Source organism: Ruegeria sp. SCP11, assembly GCF_040329455.1.
GTDB classification, from domain to species: domain Bacteria; phylum Pseudomonadota; class Alphaproteobacteria; order Rhodobacterales; family Rhodobacteraceae; genus Ruegeria; species Ruegeria atlantica_E.
This window is the reverse complement of record NZ_JBDZYG010000003.1, coordinates 274,357-289,663: the sequence shown is the minus strand read 5'-3', so window position 1 is coordinate 289,663 and position 15,307 is coordinate 274,357. Positions and strand designations below refer to the sequence as shown.

The following is a 15,307-nucleotide window of genomic DNA, read 5'->3' as shown; positions in this document are numbered from 1 at the left end:
GAGCCTGATCATGAGCCGAATTTCTCGCAACATTTCGATTGTTCTTCGCGCCGAAAGACTGATCGCGCAACGGCATGTCGCCATTGCCGCCCGGCGCACCGGGTTCTACGCGGCGGCGGGGCTGGCGGTTGGACTGGCCGTCATCATGCTGAATGTGGCCGGATTCTTCTGGTTGTCTGCGTCTCTGTCCAAACCGCTGGCCGCGTTGATCATGGCCGGCGCAAATCTGCTGCTGGCCGTGATCTTGGCGCTGCTGGCCAATACGCAGGACGCACAGGTCGACACGACGGCAGCGGTTGAGTTGCGAGATATGGCACTGCAGGATATCGAAACAGAGGTCAAAGACACCCTGACCGAAGCCCGAAATACTGTAACCGGCATCCGGCGCGACCCGCTGGGTACGCTGTCTCCAGATATCATCAGCGCCATTCTGGGTGTGCTGATCAAATATGCCAAGCGCCGGAAAAACAGGCCCGAACAATAGTATTTATTGCACCAACCGCGCCGCCGCTCGGGCAATCACCATTTCTTCGTTCGTCGGGACTGCCAAGATACGCACTCGACTGAAATCTGTCGAAAGAACTGTACCGTTGTCCGCATTTCGGTTGGGGTCCATCTCGATCCCGATCCAGCGCATCCCTTCGCAGACCCGCTGGCGGATCTGGACCGCGTTTTCACCGATCCCGCCAGTGAACACCAGTGCATCCAACCCTTCCAGCGCGGCGGACATGGCCCCAAGCTCTCGGCGAATACGGAAAACATAGTAGTCGATCGCCCTACGCGCCTCGGGCGTGTCAGCAGCCAAAAGAGTGCGCATGTCGGACGACATGCCAGACAGACCCAGCAGACCGGACTTGCGATAGAGCATGTCTGCGATCTCGTCTGCGCTCATGCCTTCTTGCTGCATCATGTAGAGGACAACGCCCGGATCCAACTGGCCGCTGCGTGTGCCCATTGGCAAGCCGTCCAGCGCCGAAAACCCCATTGTCGAGGCAACGGCCCTACCGCCCGACACCGCGCACATGGAGGCACCATTTCCCAGATGAGCGATGACAACGCGACCATCGTAGAGGCTCGGGGCGATTTCCTTGAGTTTCTGCGTGATGTAATCGTAGCTCAGACCGTGGAAACCGTAACGGCGCACGCCCTTGTCGTAGTAGTTCTGCGGTAGGGCAAAGGTATCGTTGACCCAAGGGTGAGTTCGGTGAAACGCAGTGTCAAAACAAGCTACCTGAACCGTGTCTGGAAAAGCGTCGCTGGCCGCCCGTATCCCGGCAAGACTGTAGGGTTGGTGTAGCGGCGCAAAGGGGATGAACCCCGCCAGTGTATCCAGAACCGTGTTGTCGATCTGCACTGGTTCCGAATAGATCGTCCCACCATGCACAACCCGGTGACCGATGGCACGGATGCTGATATCCGGCAAATACTCGCGTGCCATATCTAAAAAGGCATGGATCGCTTCATCATGGCCATGGGTGTTGGTCAGGGGTTGGTCGACCGAACGCCCCCCGGCGGACTCCGCAAGCAGACGGGGTGCGTCCCCCAGACGTTCGATCTGGCCATGCCAGCGCATGCTGGGGCGATTGTTCTCGACCAATTCGTACAGCCCGAATTTCAAGGAAGAAGACCCGGCGTTCAGCGCCAGAACATGGTCAGCCATGAATTTTACCCTTGTTCGCATGCGCGTGCAGAGCCGCCACCGCGCATGAGGCAAGACGCGAGGCATCGTCATCCGCCCGCGACGTCAAAATGATTGGCGCAGCCGCACCGACCACGATCCCCGCCGCCTCTGCATGCGAAATATAGGTAAGCTGCTTTGCCACCATATTCCCCGCCTCAATATTGGGAGCCACCAGAATATCCGCCGAGCCGGCCACCTTTGACGTGATGCCCTTGGTGCGCGCCGCATTCAGATCTACCGCATTGTCCATCGCCAGTGGACCATCTACCAGACCACCGGTGATCTGGCCGCGCTCGGCCATCTTCGACAGCAACGCCGCATCCACAGACGAAGGCATATGCGGATTGATCGTCTCGACCGCAGACAAGACACCGACCTTCGGCGTTTCGATCCCGATGGACTGCGCCAGATGGATGGCGTTCTGCACGATGTCAGCCTTGGCCTCGAGGTCAGGGGCAATGTTCACGGCCGCATCCGTCACCATAATGGGTCGCGAAAAACCGGGAACGTCCATCACAAACACATGCGACAGACGCCGCCCTGTCCGCAGGCCCTTGTCGCGGCGCAGGACCGCGTGCAGCAGAACATCGGTGTGCAGATGCCCCTTCATCAGGCTCTGCGCTTTGCCTTCAACGACCAAATCCACCGCGCGGTGAGCGGCCATTTCATGACTAGGCACGTCTATGATCTCGATCCCCGAAATGTCGGCCTCAAGTTCGGCGGCAGCTGCTGCGATTTTTTCAGGGTCACCCAACAGGATCGGCGTGATGATGTTCTTGGTGAGCGCAAGCAATGCACCACCCAGAGAGTTCGGCTCTTCCGGCGCGACCACGGCCGTTGGCATCGGGTCCAGAGGCTCAGCCTTCGCGATCAAGGCGTCGAAATGGCGGTGACGCTGCACGACCAGACCGGGCACTTCGACCGAGTCGAAGGTCAGGTGCTTAGCCGGAGGTGTCACCTGCACTTCACCGTTGAGGATTAGCGCGTTGTCACCTACACGGCGCACTTCGGTGGCACACAGTAAATCGCCATCCTCGCGCTTTTCAATCACTGTCACAAAGGCGGTGACTTCGTCCCCTGCCACAACGGGAATATGGAAAGACAAGTTCGCCCAACGGGTCTGAGTCCCAGCACCTGGAAGGATATTGCCCAGAACAGCCGCAATCAAACCGGCGGGCCACAGGGCTGGAGCCACGGCCTCGGGGTGCCCATCTCCATCGCCGTCATAGGCAGCCAGATGCAACGGGTTGTGGTCCCCTGAGGCTGAGGCAAAGGCATAGAGGTCATCGACAGTACACAGGCGCGTCACCTGCGCCTCATCCCCGACCTCGATCTGCTCGTAGGTGCGGTTTTCCTGTATCTTCATTGTGGTTCGGCCTTCTTGGCAACGGTCGATTTGCGAGCCCGCGGCTTGGACACGGGCTTGGCTGGGGCACCCGTTTCCTGTTTGATCTCAGCAAGTTCGAGGGTTTCGTACAGCGCTTGGGCCATCTCGACAAGCTCGGGTGTGGGGTTTGGTATATCACCCAGAATGCGTTTGATCAGATCGACCGCCTGTTTCCTTTCCGCGGCCGATGGCAACAGATCAGGCAGTGAGCCAATCGCGCCCTGTTCGTCAAAGGTTACGATGACCGTCTGTTCCCGCAACATGCGCTGGCGCTGTTCGACGGTCATTTCCTTGAACGGTGCCTCATCTTTGAACACATGCGCCCAGCGGTGCAGGATTTCGGCCCGGAAGCTTTGGTTGCTTGAGGCCAGCAAGATCAGCAGCCGGATCACAGCTTCGGCCAGCCCACCCTGTTTCATATGCGCCAAAGCTGCCTCGACCTCCGGCAGGGCTTTCAGGGTCTCGGGATCGGGCAATGTCCGAGGTGCCGCGTTTTTCTTGCCGAACCATGCAGCAAGTGGACCTCCCCAGAGCGAGAAGAACATCCCCTCATACCACGCGTCGCGCAGGTCACGATGAAAGTCCATCATCTGCTCGATCCAGTCTGCAGTCAGTTTCTCGAGCGCAAGAAACGGGTTGCCCGGGTCGGCGGGTGTGCGCTGTTCACGAACCGATTGAGCCAGTTGTTCAACTCCTTTCATCGCCGGATTGGACGACGACATGGCCGCGCGCTGAACACGTAGAGGATGCAGGTCGCGTAAGGCCTTTGCTCCCAATGGCGTCGAGACTGAACGTACGAATGGACGCCCGAAGGTTTCATAAGCATTTGCCTGTACCTCGGACATATGCGCCACAGCGGCAAAACTGGCTTCGTCCTGCTGGCCGTCATCCAGCGCGGCCACGTCCTCCAACGTGCGGTCATAGAACCGGACTTCGAACTTTTTGTCCTGCCCTTCGCCTTCGATGTTTTCGATCACCATCTCGTAGAGCCCCGGCGCCATCGCCTCGACCGTCTCAAGGGTTGAGGCCAGCTCGGTATGCTCTTTGCGCGCCACTTTAGACGAAACGAAGATGCCCAAGTGGCCAACTTCATCATGCAGCATGTAGATGATCCGCTGACCGCGCAGGCGGATTTCCTCTTCATCCGCGTAAGTCGCGGCGATCCAGTTCAGAGCCTGTTGTGGTGGAGTGATGTTGTCGCCCTGGCTGGCAAAGACAAAGATCGGGCCTTTGACGGCCTTGATGTCGATCGGTACGCCGGGTTCCAGTTGCGCGGTATTCTTGACCAGTCGATTGCCGACGAACAACTGCTCGACAATCCAGTGAATCTCGGCCTCATTCAGCAGGAAGTAACCGCCCCACCAGCGCTCGAAATCGATGAACCGTTTACACCCTGCGACAGGATCGCGGTAGAGGTCGAAATACTTGCCAAAATAGTTTCGGCTGGGGTTCAGTTGCTCGAAATTCATAACGAGGTTGGCGCCGTCGAACTTACCCGCGCCGATATCCGACCAGAACATCGGCTGCCACGTTCCACCCAGCACACCAGCGTTATACCGCATCGGATTCTCACCCACTTCGCCCGACCACGGCGCAATAGGGGCTCCGTTAAGGATCAGTGGCCCGGTCAGGTCCGGGTTGCAGGCGGCCATCAGCAGGGTTGCCCATCCGCCCTGACAATTGCCGGTCACAACCGGCTGGGGGCTGTCGGGATGACGCGCCCGCACGGTGCGGACGAACCCGGCCTCCGCATGCATGACATCGGCAAGCGTCTGGCCCGGCACCGGATCGCGCTCAAAGCTGACAAAGTAAACCGGATGCCCCTTGGACAAGGCAACGCCAACTTGACTGTCTTGTTTGAACCCACCGATGCCGCCACCATGGCCCGCGCGCGGGTCGATGATGATATAAGGACGACGGGTGTCGTCGACTGACACGCCCTCGGGCGGCAGGATACGTAATAGCTGATAGTTACAGGGGCGCTTCAGGTTCTTACCGTCAACAATAACCTCAAAATCATAGATCAGAACCGGCGGGCAGCCTTCAGCCTCATGTTCCAGAAACACATCCCCGCGCTCGCGCAGCGCGTCCATCGTCAACACCACTCGCTGGGTCGCATCTTTCAGGTACGCCGACCAATCGGCCACTAAGGATTGCGAAGTTGCAATGCGTTGCGACGCGTCGGCAAAGCCTTCCATCAGGTCTCGTGCCCGCTCAGCATGGGTTTCAACAATCCTAGCGGATTGCAGCTCTGCCGATTGGGCCAAAAGGTTCCACTGGATACCCGACCGGTCCAGCGCTCGAGTCACGATATCCGCCGTGCGATCCTGAACTTCGGCCGCGCTTTCAGCCATTTCTGAACCAAGTTTCAACGAGGTTTTTTGCGCGTCTGAAATCATGAGCCTCTCCTCTACCCGACGATGTTGTAACCGCCGTCAATCAGGTGAATGCCGCCGGTGACATTATAGGCCTCGCGGCTGGCCAGGAATGCGGCGTAGGCGCCGACATCTTCGATTGTTGCTAGGTGATGAGTCGGCGCCCGCGCCGCGGCATGCTCCAGCAGGGCGTCAAACTCGGACAATCCCGACGCGGCCCGCGTCTTCAGAGGCCCCGGTGACAAGGCGTGAACGGAAATGCCTTTCGGCCCCAATTCGGTCGCAGCGTACCGTACCGACGCTTCCAACGCAGCCTTGACTGGACCCATTACGTTGTAGTTTTCCACAACTCTTGTCGAGCCAAGGAATGACACTGTCATGCAGGTTCCACCTTGCTCCATAAGCGGTTCAGCCAGATGGATCATACGTAAGAACGAGTGCACCGAAATATCCATGGCCAGACCGAACCCTTCGGGCGAGGTATCAATGACTCGACCGTGCAGGTCCTTGCTGGGGGCAAAGGCAATGGAATGCACCAGAGTATCCAACCGCCCCCACCGGCGGGTGATTTCATCAAACAACGCGCGGGGCTGATCCGGGTCGCGCACATTCAGTGGCATCACGATCAGAGCGTTAATCTGTTCCGCCAGCGCCCGCACATGCGGTTCTGCCTTTTCGTTCAGATAAGTGATCGCAACTTCAGCCCCCTGTGTATGCAGAGCTTTTGCAATACCCCAGGCTATGGATTGGTCATTGGCGACGCCTAAAACAACCGCCTTTGTGCCTTTCAGGCTGAACATCCGCCGATCCTTTTCACCTTCTGCGCCGCAGAAAATCTTGTTTCAATATGACACTCAATTTCTACGCTGCAATGCCGCATAGCGATTTAATGTAACAACTTCGCGTTTTCCTTCGCGAAACAGACGGGTGCAGAGCTTCCACTGCCGCTGTTTCGCGCGAGTTTAGCCGGCACTTCATGTTCAGGTTCAGGAGCTTCGGAAAGATTTTTCAAGTGACAGATATTAAAGCGTCCAAAAAATGATCTGCATCAAAAAGCATCACGTTCAAAACGTCTATTGGGTTATCCTACGAAGGGAATCACCGCGAACAGTCTAGCCACATGAGCCAACTGACCAGCCGAAGGGCGTTTCTTAGCGCCAGAATGTTCCGTGAGGACAGTAGCATTGCTCGTCCTCCGGGCTCTACTATGTTCGACTTTCTGGATCACTGCACCAAATGCGGCGATTGCGCTACAGCATGCCCGGAAGCGGTAATCGCCTTTGATCAGGACAGGTTCCCGGTTTTCCAACCTGGTGAAAACCCCTGCACCTTTTGTGGGGATTGCGCCAAAGCCTGCCCCACGGACGCCTTGCAGATCGAAAACTTGGCGAGCTGGCCGTGGCGAGCCGAGCTTCGCGAAGATTCATGTCTGTCCATGAACGGCGTGAGCTGCCGGGTCTGTCAGGACAATTGCGAGCAGAACGCCATCCGCTTCCGCCTGCAATTGGGAGGGCGGGCCGCGCCTTCGCTGGACGTTGACACCTGTAACGGATGCGGGTCCTGCGTGACGCTCTGCCCGGTCGACGCTATCGCGCTTGAACGCCAACCCATCCCTCAAACGGAAGCGATACAATGAATATCTGCGGTTGCCTTATACATGTCGCCCCCGATCAGGTGGAGGCCGCAGCGCAAGCGATGCGCAGCACTCCGGGCGTTGAAATCCATGCCCAGGCCGAAGACGGCCGTTTCGTGGTCGTCGTCGAAGACACATCCGATCGCCTTGCGTCAGAGATCATCATGGATCTGCACCAGATCCCCGGAGTGATCTCATTGACGCTGACTTATCACCATTTCGAGGATCTCGCGGAAAGCACTCCGCATCCCGATGCCCTAAGCCAAACCACCAGCCGGAGGCTCACGCTATGACTACATCAGAATCTCGCCGGACATTTCTCAAGGCCTCAGCGGCCGCTGCCACCGCGTCAGCCGCAGGCATCCCTCTGGCCACCGGTCAGGCCAATGCGCAAACCGATGCTCCTGACATTCGCTGGGACAAAGCAGCCTGCCGGTTCTGCGGCACCGGTTGCTCGGTACTGGTAGGTACTAAGGACGGCCGCGTCGTCGCCACACAGGGCGACCCGGACGCGCCAGTGAACCGCGGTCTAAACTGCATCAAGGGCTATTTCCTGTCCAAGATCATGTACGGCCGGGACCGCCTAACCACGCCGCTGCTGCGGAAGTCGAATGGCGTCTATGACAAGAACGGTGAATTCGAACCGGTAAGCTGGGACGAAGCCTTCGACGTCATGGCAGAAAAGTGGAAAGAGGCTCTCGCCAAGAAAGGCCCGACCAGCGTCGGCATGTTCGGTTCCGGCCAGTGGACTGTCTGGGAAGGTTATGCAGCGTCCAAGCTGATGAAGGCCGGGTTCCGGTCGAACAACATCGACCCCAACGCACGCCACTGCATGGCTTCGGCCGTGGTGGGCTTTATCCGTACCTTCGGCATTGATGAGCCGATGGGTTGCTATGACGACCTTGAGCACGCGGACACCTTCGTGCTGTGGGGCTCGAACATGGCCGAGATGCACCCGATCCTGTGGTCGCGCCTCACAGACACCCGTCTGACCAAGCCGGGTTGCGAGGTGCACGTGCTGTCGACATTCGAACACCGCTCGTTCGAACTGGCCGACAATGGCATGGTTTTCGAACCGCAGACCGACCTGGCGATCCTGAACTATATCGCCAACTACATCATCCAGACCGGTGCGGTGAACGAAGAGTTCGTCAAAAACCACGTCAACATCACCAAAACTGCAACCGATATCGGCTATGGCCTGCGCGACAACAATCCGCTGCAGCAAGAGGCTGAAAACCCGAACTCAGGCAAGATGGAGCCGATCAGCTTCGAGGAATACGCCGAAGCCGTTGCACCTTACACGCTTGAATACACGGCAGAACTTTCGGGTGTTCCCGCCGACAAGCTGGAAAAACTGGCCAAGCAATATGCCGATCCTAACCGCAAGGTCATGAGCTTGTGGACGATGGGCTTCAACCAGCATACCCGCGGATCGTGGGTGAACTCGTTGATGTATAACGTTCACCTGCTGGTCGGAAAGATTTCCGAGCCGGGCAACTCGCCCTTCTCGCTGACCGGTCAGCCTTCGGCCTGTGGTACGGCGCGCGAGGTCGGCACCTTTGCCCACCGTCTGCCTGCCGACATGGTGGTGGCAAACGACAAGCACCGTGAAATCTGCGAAACCGCGTGGAAAATCCCTGCAGGCACCATTCCCGCAAAGCCCGGTTTCCACGCCGTGTTGCAGCACCGCAAGCTGAAAGATGGTGATCTGAACGCCTATTGGGTGCAGTGCAACAACAACATGCAAGCCGCGCCGAATATCAACGAGGAAGGCTATCCCGGCTATCGCAACCCTGAGAACTTCATCACGGTTTCGGATCCCTATCCAACAGTCACGGCCGTTTCAGCCGACCTGATCCTGCCCACCGCCATGTGGGTTGAAAAGGAAGGTGCCTATGGCAACGCGGAACGCCGCACCCAATTCTGGCGTCAGCAGGTGAAGGCCCCAGGCGAGGCTAAATCGGACCTGTGGCAGCTGATGGAATTCTCGAAGCGCTTCACCGTCGAAGAGGTCTGGGACGAAGAGCTGCTGGCCAAAATGCCTGAGCATCGCGGCAAGACCATGTATGACGTGCTCTATGCCAACGGCCAGGTAGATAAATTCCCGCTATCCGAGACCGCGGAAGGTTTCGACAACGACGATGCCGAGCATTTCGGCTATTACGTTCAGAAGGGCCTGTTCGAGGAATACGCCGAATTCGGACGTGGTCACGCGCACGACCTCGCACCATTCGAAATGTACCACGAGGCACGCGGTATGCGCTGGCCCGTCGTGGACGGCAAGGAAACGCTCTATCGCTTCCGTGAAGGCTATGACCCCTATGTGCCCGAAGGCGCGGGTGTGAAATTCTATGGCAAGAAGGACGGCAAGGCCAATATCATCTTTGCGCCTTACGAACCCGCCGCTGAGGAGCCGGATGAAGAATACGATCTGTGGCTCTCCACCGGTCGTGTGCTGGAGCACTGGCACTCGGGCTCGATGACCCGCCGTGTGCCGGAACTGCACCGCGCCTATCCGAACGCCGTCGTCTATATGCATCCGCAGGATGCCAAGGACCGGGGACTGCGTCGTGGTCAGGAGATCATTCTTTCGACCCGTCGTGGCGAGGTCACCAGCCGCGTCGAAACCCGTGGACGCAACAAGGTGCCGCGCGGTCTGGTCTTCATGCCATGGTTCGACGAGCATCAGCTGACCAACAAGCTGACGCTGGACGCGACCTGCCCGCTGTCGAAAGAGACCGACTTCAAGAAATGCGCGTGTAAGGTTGAACGCGCGTAACCGGGAAGGATCGCAAAGGTAGTCCCCATGTCCCTGACCGGTACTCCTCTCTCGCCGCAACGGCGCCGATTCCTGCAGGATTCGGCGCGCGCGGCAGGCGGCTGCGTGGTCGCCGGGTCATTGCTGGCCTGGTTGGCCCGCGATGCCCGCGCGTTGCCGGCCGAGGCATTGCGCCCGCCCGGCGCGTTGCCGGAGAAAGAGTTCCTGTCGGCCTGCATCCGCTGTGGGCTATGCGTGCGGGACTGCCCTTACGACACATTGAAACTAGCCGAACTTGGGGTCGATGCCGTTGCGACCGGCACCCCCTATTTCACGGCGCGCGATGTGCCCTGTGAGATGTGTGACGACATTCCCTGCGTCGCCGCCTGCCCCACCGGAGCGCTAGACCCGGGGCTGGACAATATCGACGATGCCAAAATGGGCGTGGCGGTTCTGGTCGATCAGGAAAACTGCCTGAACTTCCTCGGCCTGCGTTGCGATGTCTGTTACCGTGTCTGCCCCGTCATCGACGAGGCCATAACGCTGGAAACCGCACATAATGATCGATCGGGTCACCACGCGATGTTCATTCCAACCGTGCATGCTGATCGTTGCACCGGTTGCGGCATGTGCGAGAAAAGCTGTGTACTGCCCGAAGCCGCTATCAAGGTTCTGCCCGCCCGTCTGGCTCGCGGAAGCAGCGCAGATCACTACCGAAAAGGCTGGGAAGAGAAAGAGGCGCATGGCGGCCCTCTGGTCGAAGGCATCATCGACCTGCCCGACCGTCTACCTGGGCCTGGCACCGACAATCTGACCACTCCGGGTGGCTTTACCCCGTCTTATGACTTGCCGGGGGTGGGACAATGAGCGCTCGCACGCACCTCCCCGTCGGCCAAGAGGCGATCCAAGTCAAAGGCTGGATCGGCTCGCACCGCTTTTTGCTGCTGCGCCGCACCAGCCAGCTGTTCTTTCTGGCACTGTTTCTGCTCGGCCCGTGGTTCGGCGTCTGGGTCGTGCAAGGCACGCTGGCCGGGTCGCTGACCCTTGGTGTGCTACCCCTGACCGACCCTCTGGTCCTGCTGCAAAGCCTCGTGGCCGGGCACTGGCCCGAACTGACCGCTCTGATCGGCGGGCTGATCGTTCTGGTCGCCTATGCACTGATCGGAGGCCGGGTCTATTGCTCATGGGTCTGCCCGATCAACCCGGTGACCGACGCCGCCAACTGGCTGCACCGCAAGCTGGACCTGCCGAAAGGCTGGCAGCCGAAGCGCAGCACCCGCCTGTGGGTACTGGCCACCGTTCTGATCGTCTCGGCCCTGATGGGCGTGATCGCGTGGGAGTTGGTGAACCCGATCACCATGCTGCACCGGGGGCTGATCTTCGGCGCAGGTTTTGTTTGGGCCATGATCGCTGGGATTTTTGTCTTTGACCTGTTTGTCTCGCGCCACGGCTGGTGCGGACATATCTGTCCGGTCGGCGCTTTCTACGGCCTGATCGGCAGTAAAAGCCTTCTGCGGGTCAGCGCTGCGAACCGGGCCGCCTGCGACGACTGCATGGATTGTTACGCCGTCTGCCCCGAAAACCAGATCATTTCCCCGGCCCTAAAGGGGAAACCGGGCACGACGCCACTGATACTGTCCCCGGACTGCACCAATTGCGGCCGCTGCATCGATGTCTGCGCGGTCAACGTCTTCAACTTTACTAACCGGTTCGACGACCATGTCGCCGCACCTTCCGATCCAGTTCCCGCGCCAGATGCGCGCGCAGCCAGACCTATCTAAGGGAGTGCCAAGATGAAAAAATCAATCGTGACAGGCGGAATTGCCCTGATCCCCGTTTTGCTCCTGAGCGGGTTCGCCCTTGCCCAGTCAGCCCAGGTGGAAACCTTACGTGGTGCCGATGTGGATGAACCAATACCGTTGCATCAGATCCACAAGGATGTCGAAGGGCGTATGCAGCGCAACTATCGCCAACAACCGCCACTGATCCCGCACTCGGTCGAGCAGTACCAGATTGACGTCCGCACCAACCAGTGCCTGTCCTGCCATGACTGGACCAAGGCCGGGGAACGCAACGCACCGACTCTTTCGATGACCCACTATCTGGACCGCGACGGCAACGAACTGGATCACATCGCAGGCACTCGCTATTTCTGCAACCAGTGCCACGTACCTCAGGCAGATGCGCCAGCGTTGGTCGACAACGTGTTTGAACCCTCGTCCAACAAATAATCCGACGCTTGTCTGAAAGGAGCACCAAGATGGCAGACTCCCCCGAAAAACGCGGATTGATTGGCCGCATCTGGAACGCGATCTGGACACCGACCGTTTTGTTCAGTTCCGGCTTTCTGGTATTGGCCGGTTTTCTGGCTGGCATCCTGTTCTGGGGTGGGTTCCACTGGACGCTGGAACTGACCAACACCGAGGAATTCTGTACCTCGTGCCACACGATGGAAACAAATCTGGGTGAATATCGCGAGACGATCCACTACAACAACCACTCTGGCGTGCGGGCGATCTGTTCCGATTGCCACGTGCCGCATGAGTGGAACCACAAGATCAAGGCCAAGATCATGGCGGTCAAGGACGTCTACCATGAGTTGGCAGGTACCATTAGCACGCCAGAGAAATACGAAGAGCACCGGCTAAGCATGGCCTCGGCCGTCTGGAAAAAGATGAAGGCGTCGGACAGCCGCGAATGCCGCAACTGTCACAACTTCGACTACATGGACTTTACCATCCAGGAAACCCGTGCCGCGTCTGAACACCAACGCGCCATTGACAACAACATGACCTGCATCGACTGCCACCAGGGCATCGCACACACCCTGCCGCCCGATTACCTTGAAACCTATCAAGAAATTACTGAAGAACTGGCTGGCGAACCCTCGGGCACACTGCATCAGCAGGTGGCGGATGGCAGTGAAGAAATCCGGTCATTCCTGACCAACAGCGCGGATTAAAGAGGGGCACGATATGCTGGAATTTCTGGGAACAGTCGGAGCCAACATCATCAGCCTTCCGGGCATTCTGGGCCTTGCACTCGGAATGATGACCCGCCGCCTATGGCTGGGCGGTTTGATGGGTGCGGTGGTCGGCGTGTTCGAGACGGTAATCTTCGCCCATTGGAGTTTTGCCAATGTCCAGACGTCAGATCTTTTGATTTCCGTGGTCATCGGATTGTGCGCAGGTACGTTGGGTTCGGTGATCCGCATCAAGGGCGCAACCGTCTGATCCGAGGTCGACCTAGGCCTCTGGCAAAACAATTCATGTTATTTCGGGACCCCGATGCGGAACGCGGTCGGGGTCCTGCCGAATTCGGCTTTGAACGCCCGGGTCATCGCACTGGCATTTTCGTAACCGCAACGACCGGCAATTTCCGCGATGGATTGCTCCGTCTCTTCCACCAGTTTCCTCGCCAGATTCAACCGCAGACGCCGATATAGTGCTTGTGGCGTGGTGCGTAGTTCGGCCTGAACTCGCGTCTCGAGCTTTTTTTGCGAACAACCGATTTTTCGGGCGACGTCCTTGATTGGGAGCGGGGCTTCAAGATTCCCCTGCATTACGGCCAATGCGCGATTGACCAGCGTATCCTCTGATTTCAAAGGCAAAGCGTATGGGTCCGCCGCGCCGCGACTCATCAGCAGATGGGCGACCTCCATCGACAGAAGCGGGCCGTGGTCATGGCGAATAAGAGCAGAAGCTAGATCAAAGGCCGCCATTGCCCCTGAGCATGTTAACCTGCTGCCATCAATAACAATACGTTCCTGCACGGCATCAACAGATGGAAAGGCTTCTTCAAATCGAGACAGCTCGTCCCAGTGGATCGTCGCGCGATGATTGTCTAGCAAGCCAGCTCGGGCCAACAACCAACTGCCGGTGTCTAACCCCGCTAGTCGTCCGTGGTTCCGTGCGGCCGTCAACAGGGCACGAATGGTCGCGCGGTTGTCCAACTTGAGATACCCATAAGATGGCATGACAATCAGAACGTCCCCGCTCTGATCGTTCAGAGCGTCATGAGGCGTGACAACCAAACCGCTGGAACTTTGAACGGCCTCTCCATCCAGCGAATAGAATCGCCACGCATACAGGATCTGCCGCGACAGTGTATTTGCTGCCCGCAGCGGCTCGACCATGTTGGCGAGGCAATGGTTTGAGAACCCATCAAACAGCAAGATGTTATAGCGACGCGTCAATTTTTTCTAACTCTGCATGATAAACGACTAAATCTGCATGCCGTGAACCTGACTTGTGGCGTTTCATTCGTCAACCACCATCTAGGGAACGCACGCCATGCAATTTGGTCTGTCAGAAGAACAGGAAATGATCGTTTCAACGGTCCGCAGCTTTGTCGAGAACGAAATCTACCCTCACGAAGCAGAGGTTGAACGTAGTGGCACTGTACCGCTGGAACTGGGCGAAGAGATCAAACAGAAGTGCATTGATCTGGGCTTTTATGCCTGCAACTTCCCCGAGGAAGTCGGCGGAGCCGGCCTTTCACATCTCGATTTCACGCTGGTCGAACGCGAATTGGGCCGCGGGTCCATGGCCTTGACCCATTTCTTTGGCCGCCCGCAAAACATCCTGATGGCCTGCAATGACGAGCAGCGCGAACGCTACCTGCTACCCGCGGTACGTGGCGAGAAAATGGACGCGCTGGCCATGACAGAGCCTGATGCTGGTTCAGATGTGAGGGGTATGAAATGCCAGGCCGTACGGGACGGCGGTGACTGGGTCGTCAACGGCTCTAAGCACTTCATCTCAGGCGCGGAGCACGCGGATTTTTTTATCGTCTTCATTGCTACCGGCGTGGACGAAACCCCGAAAGGCCCCAAAAAGCGCATCACCACCTTCCTGGTGGATCGCGGCACCCCGGGTTTCGAAGTCAAGGAAGGCTACAACTCGGTCAGCCACAAGGGCTACAAGAACTACATCCTTTATTTTGACAACTGCCGCCTGCCCGACGCACAAGTTCTGGGCGAGGTCGATGGTGGTTTTGCCGTGATGAACGAATGGCTCTATGCCACCCGCCTGACGGTTGCGGCTTTCTCGGTTGGCCGGGCGCGGCGCTGCTTTGACTACGCGCTGAACTACGCAGCCGAGCGCAAGCAATTCGGTCAACCCATCGGCAAGTTCCAAGGTATCGGCTTCCAGATTGCCGACATGATCACCGAGATCGACGCAGCGGACTGGCTGACTCTCTCGGCCGCGTGGCGTTTGGATCAGAACCTGCCTTCGAACCGGGAAATCGCCTCGGCCAAGCTCTATGCTTCGGAAATGCTGGCGCGGGTTACGGATACTACGCTGCAAATCTTCGGTGGCATGGGCTTGATGGATGACTTCCCGATCGAGCGGTTCTGGCGCGATGCACGGGTCGAGCGCATCTGGGACGGTACCAGCGAGATTCAACGTCACATCATAAGCCGCGATCTTCTGCGTCCCCTTGGCGCATAAGACCACGTCCCGGCGGT

The 15,307-nt window shown here is 58.3% G+C and carries 15 protein-coding genes; 10 read left to right on the top strand and 5 right to left on the bottom strand.

All coding sequences use genetic code 11. The features are described from left to right. Positions 1 to 10 precede the first annotated feature (10 nt). Positions 11 to 484, top strand: coding sequence for a hypothetical protein (locus tag ABLN94_RS06805; protein WP_352990773.1), 474 nt, complete (start codon positions 11 to 13; stop codon positions 482 to 484). A gap of 3 nt (positions 485 to 487) precedes the next feature. Here ABLN94_RS06805 and ABLN94_RS06800 read toward each other — a convergent pair whose 3' ends face one another. From ABLN94_RS06800 to fabI, 4 genes are read right to left on the bottom strand one after another with little or no spacing between them, the layout of a single operon-like run. Continuing rightward, complete coding sequence (locus ABLN94_RS06800) at positions 488 to 1,660, bottom strand: acetate/propionate family kinase (protein ID WP_352990771.1); 1,173 nt, start codon at positions 1,658 to 1,660, stop codon at positions 488 to 490. Next, positions 1,653 to 3,047, bottom strand: coding sequence for a bifunctional enoyl-CoA hydratase/phosphate acetyltransferase (locus tag ABLN94_RS06795; RefSeq protein WP_352990768.1), 1,395 nt, complete (start codon positions 3,045 to 3,047; stop codon positions 1,653 to 1,655). The genes ABLN94_RS06800 and ABLN94_RS06795 overlap by 8 nt, the downstream gene beginning before the upstream one ends. Then, a complete protein-coding gene (locus ABLN94_RS06790) occupies positions 3,044 to 5,467 on the bottom strand; it encodes a DUF3141 domain-containing protein (protein WP_352990767.1) in 2,424 nt (807 codons plus the stop codon). The genes ABLN94_RS06795 and ABLN94_RS06790 overlap by 4 nt, the downstream gene beginning before the upstream one ends. Positions 5,468 to 5,478: 11 nt before the next feature. Then, complete coding sequence (gene fabI, locus ABLN94_RS06785; RefSeq protein ID WP_352990764.1) at positions 5,479 to 6,243, bottom strand: enoyl-ACP reductase FabI; 765 nt, start codon at positions 6,241 to 6,243, stop codon at positions 5,479 to 5,481. Between the two features lie 320 nt (positions 6,244 to 6,563). Between fabI and napF the strand changes: the two genes are divergently transcribed. Genes napF through ABLN94_RS06745 form a run of 8 tightly spaced genes read left to right on the top strand, consistent with a single transcriptional unit; the run spans position 6,564 to position 13,070 of the window. Then, entirely contained in the window at positions 6,564 to 7,079 is a 516-nt protein-coding gene (gene napF / locus ABLN94_RS06780; protein ID WP_352990761.1) for a ferredoxin-type protein NapF, read from the top strand. Continuing rightward, positions 7,076 to 7,369 carry a chaperone NapD gene (locus ABLN94_RS06775; protein ID WP_352990760.1) on the top strand — a complete coding sequence of 98 codons (294 nt, stop codon included), beginning with the start codon at positions 7,076 to 7,078 and terminating at the stop codon, positions 7,367 to 7,369. The genes napF and ABLN94_RS06775 overlap by 4 nt, the downstream gene beginning before the upstream one ends. Further along, positions 7,366 to 9,858 carry a nitrate reductase catalytic subunit NapA gene (gene napA / locus ABLN94_RS06770; RefSeq protein ID WP_352990757.1) on the top strand — a complete coding sequence of 831 codons (2,493 nt, stop codon included), beginning with the start codon at positions 7,366 to 7,368 and terminating at the stop codon, positions 9,856 to 9,858. Before ABLN94_RS06775 ends, napA begins: the two co-directional genes overlap by 4 nt. Positions 9,859 to 9,885: 27 nt before the next feature. Continuing rightward, the gene (gene napG, locus ABLN94_RS06765; protein ID WP_352990754.1) at positions 9,886 to 10,704 is read left to right on the top strand and encodes a ferredoxin-type protein NapG; all 819 of its coding nucleotides are present in this window, start codon (positions 9,886 to 9,888) and stop codon (positions 10,702 to 10,704) included. Continuing rightward, complete coding sequence (napH, locus tag ABLN94_RS06760; RefSeq protein WP_352990751.1) at positions 10,701 to 11,618, top strand: quinol dehydrogenase ferredoxin subunit NapH; 918 nt, start codon at positions 10,701 to 10,703, stop codon at positions 11,616 to 11,618. The genes napG and napH overlap by 4 nt, the downstream gene beginning before the upstream one ends. Positions 11,619 to 11,630: 12 nt before the next feature. Next, positions 11,631 to 12,068, top strand: coding sequence for a nitrate reductase cytochrome c-type subunit (locus ABLN94_RS06755; protein WP_170494616.1), 438 nt, complete (start codon positions 11,631 to 11,633; stop codon positions 12,066 to 12,068). Positions 12,069 to 12,097: 29 nt separating this feature from the next. After that, positions 12,098 to 12,799 (top strand): NapC/NirT family cytochrome c, encoded by a 702-nt coding sequence (locus ABLN94_RS06750; protein WP_170494613.1) that lies wholly within the window; start codon positions 12,098 to 12,100, stop codon positions 12,797 to 12,799. A 13-nt stretch (positions 12,800 to 12,812) separates the two neighbouring features. After that, complete coding sequence (locus ABLN94_RS06745) at positions 12,813 to 13,070, top strand: hypothetical protein (RefSeq protein ID WP_352990748.1); 258 nt, start codon at positions 12,813 to 12,815, stop codon at positions 13,068 to 13,070. A 38-nt stretch (positions 13,071 to 13,108) separates the two neighbouring features. Here ABLN94_RS06745 and ABLN94_RS06740 read toward each other — a convergent pair whose 3' ends face one another. Next, the gene (locus ABLN94_RS06740) at positions 13,109 to 14,032 is read right to left on the bottom strand and encodes a GlxA family transcriptional regulator (protein WP_352990745.1); all 924 of its coding nucleotides are present in this window, start codon (positions 14,030 to 14,032) and stop codon (positions 13,109 to 13,111) included. A 97-nt stretch (positions 14,033 to 14,129) separates the two neighbouring features. On the opposite strand from ABLN94_RS06740, the gene ABLN94_RS06735 reads away from it, so the two are divergent. After that, positions 14,130 to 15,290 (top strand): acyl-CoA dehydrogenase family protein, encoded by a 1,161-nt coding sequence (locus tag ABLN94_RS06735; RefSeq protein ID WP_352990742.1) that lies wholly within the window; start codon positions 14,130 to 14,132, stop codon positions 15,288 to 15,290. Positions 15,291 to 15,307 lie beyond the last annotated feature (17 nt).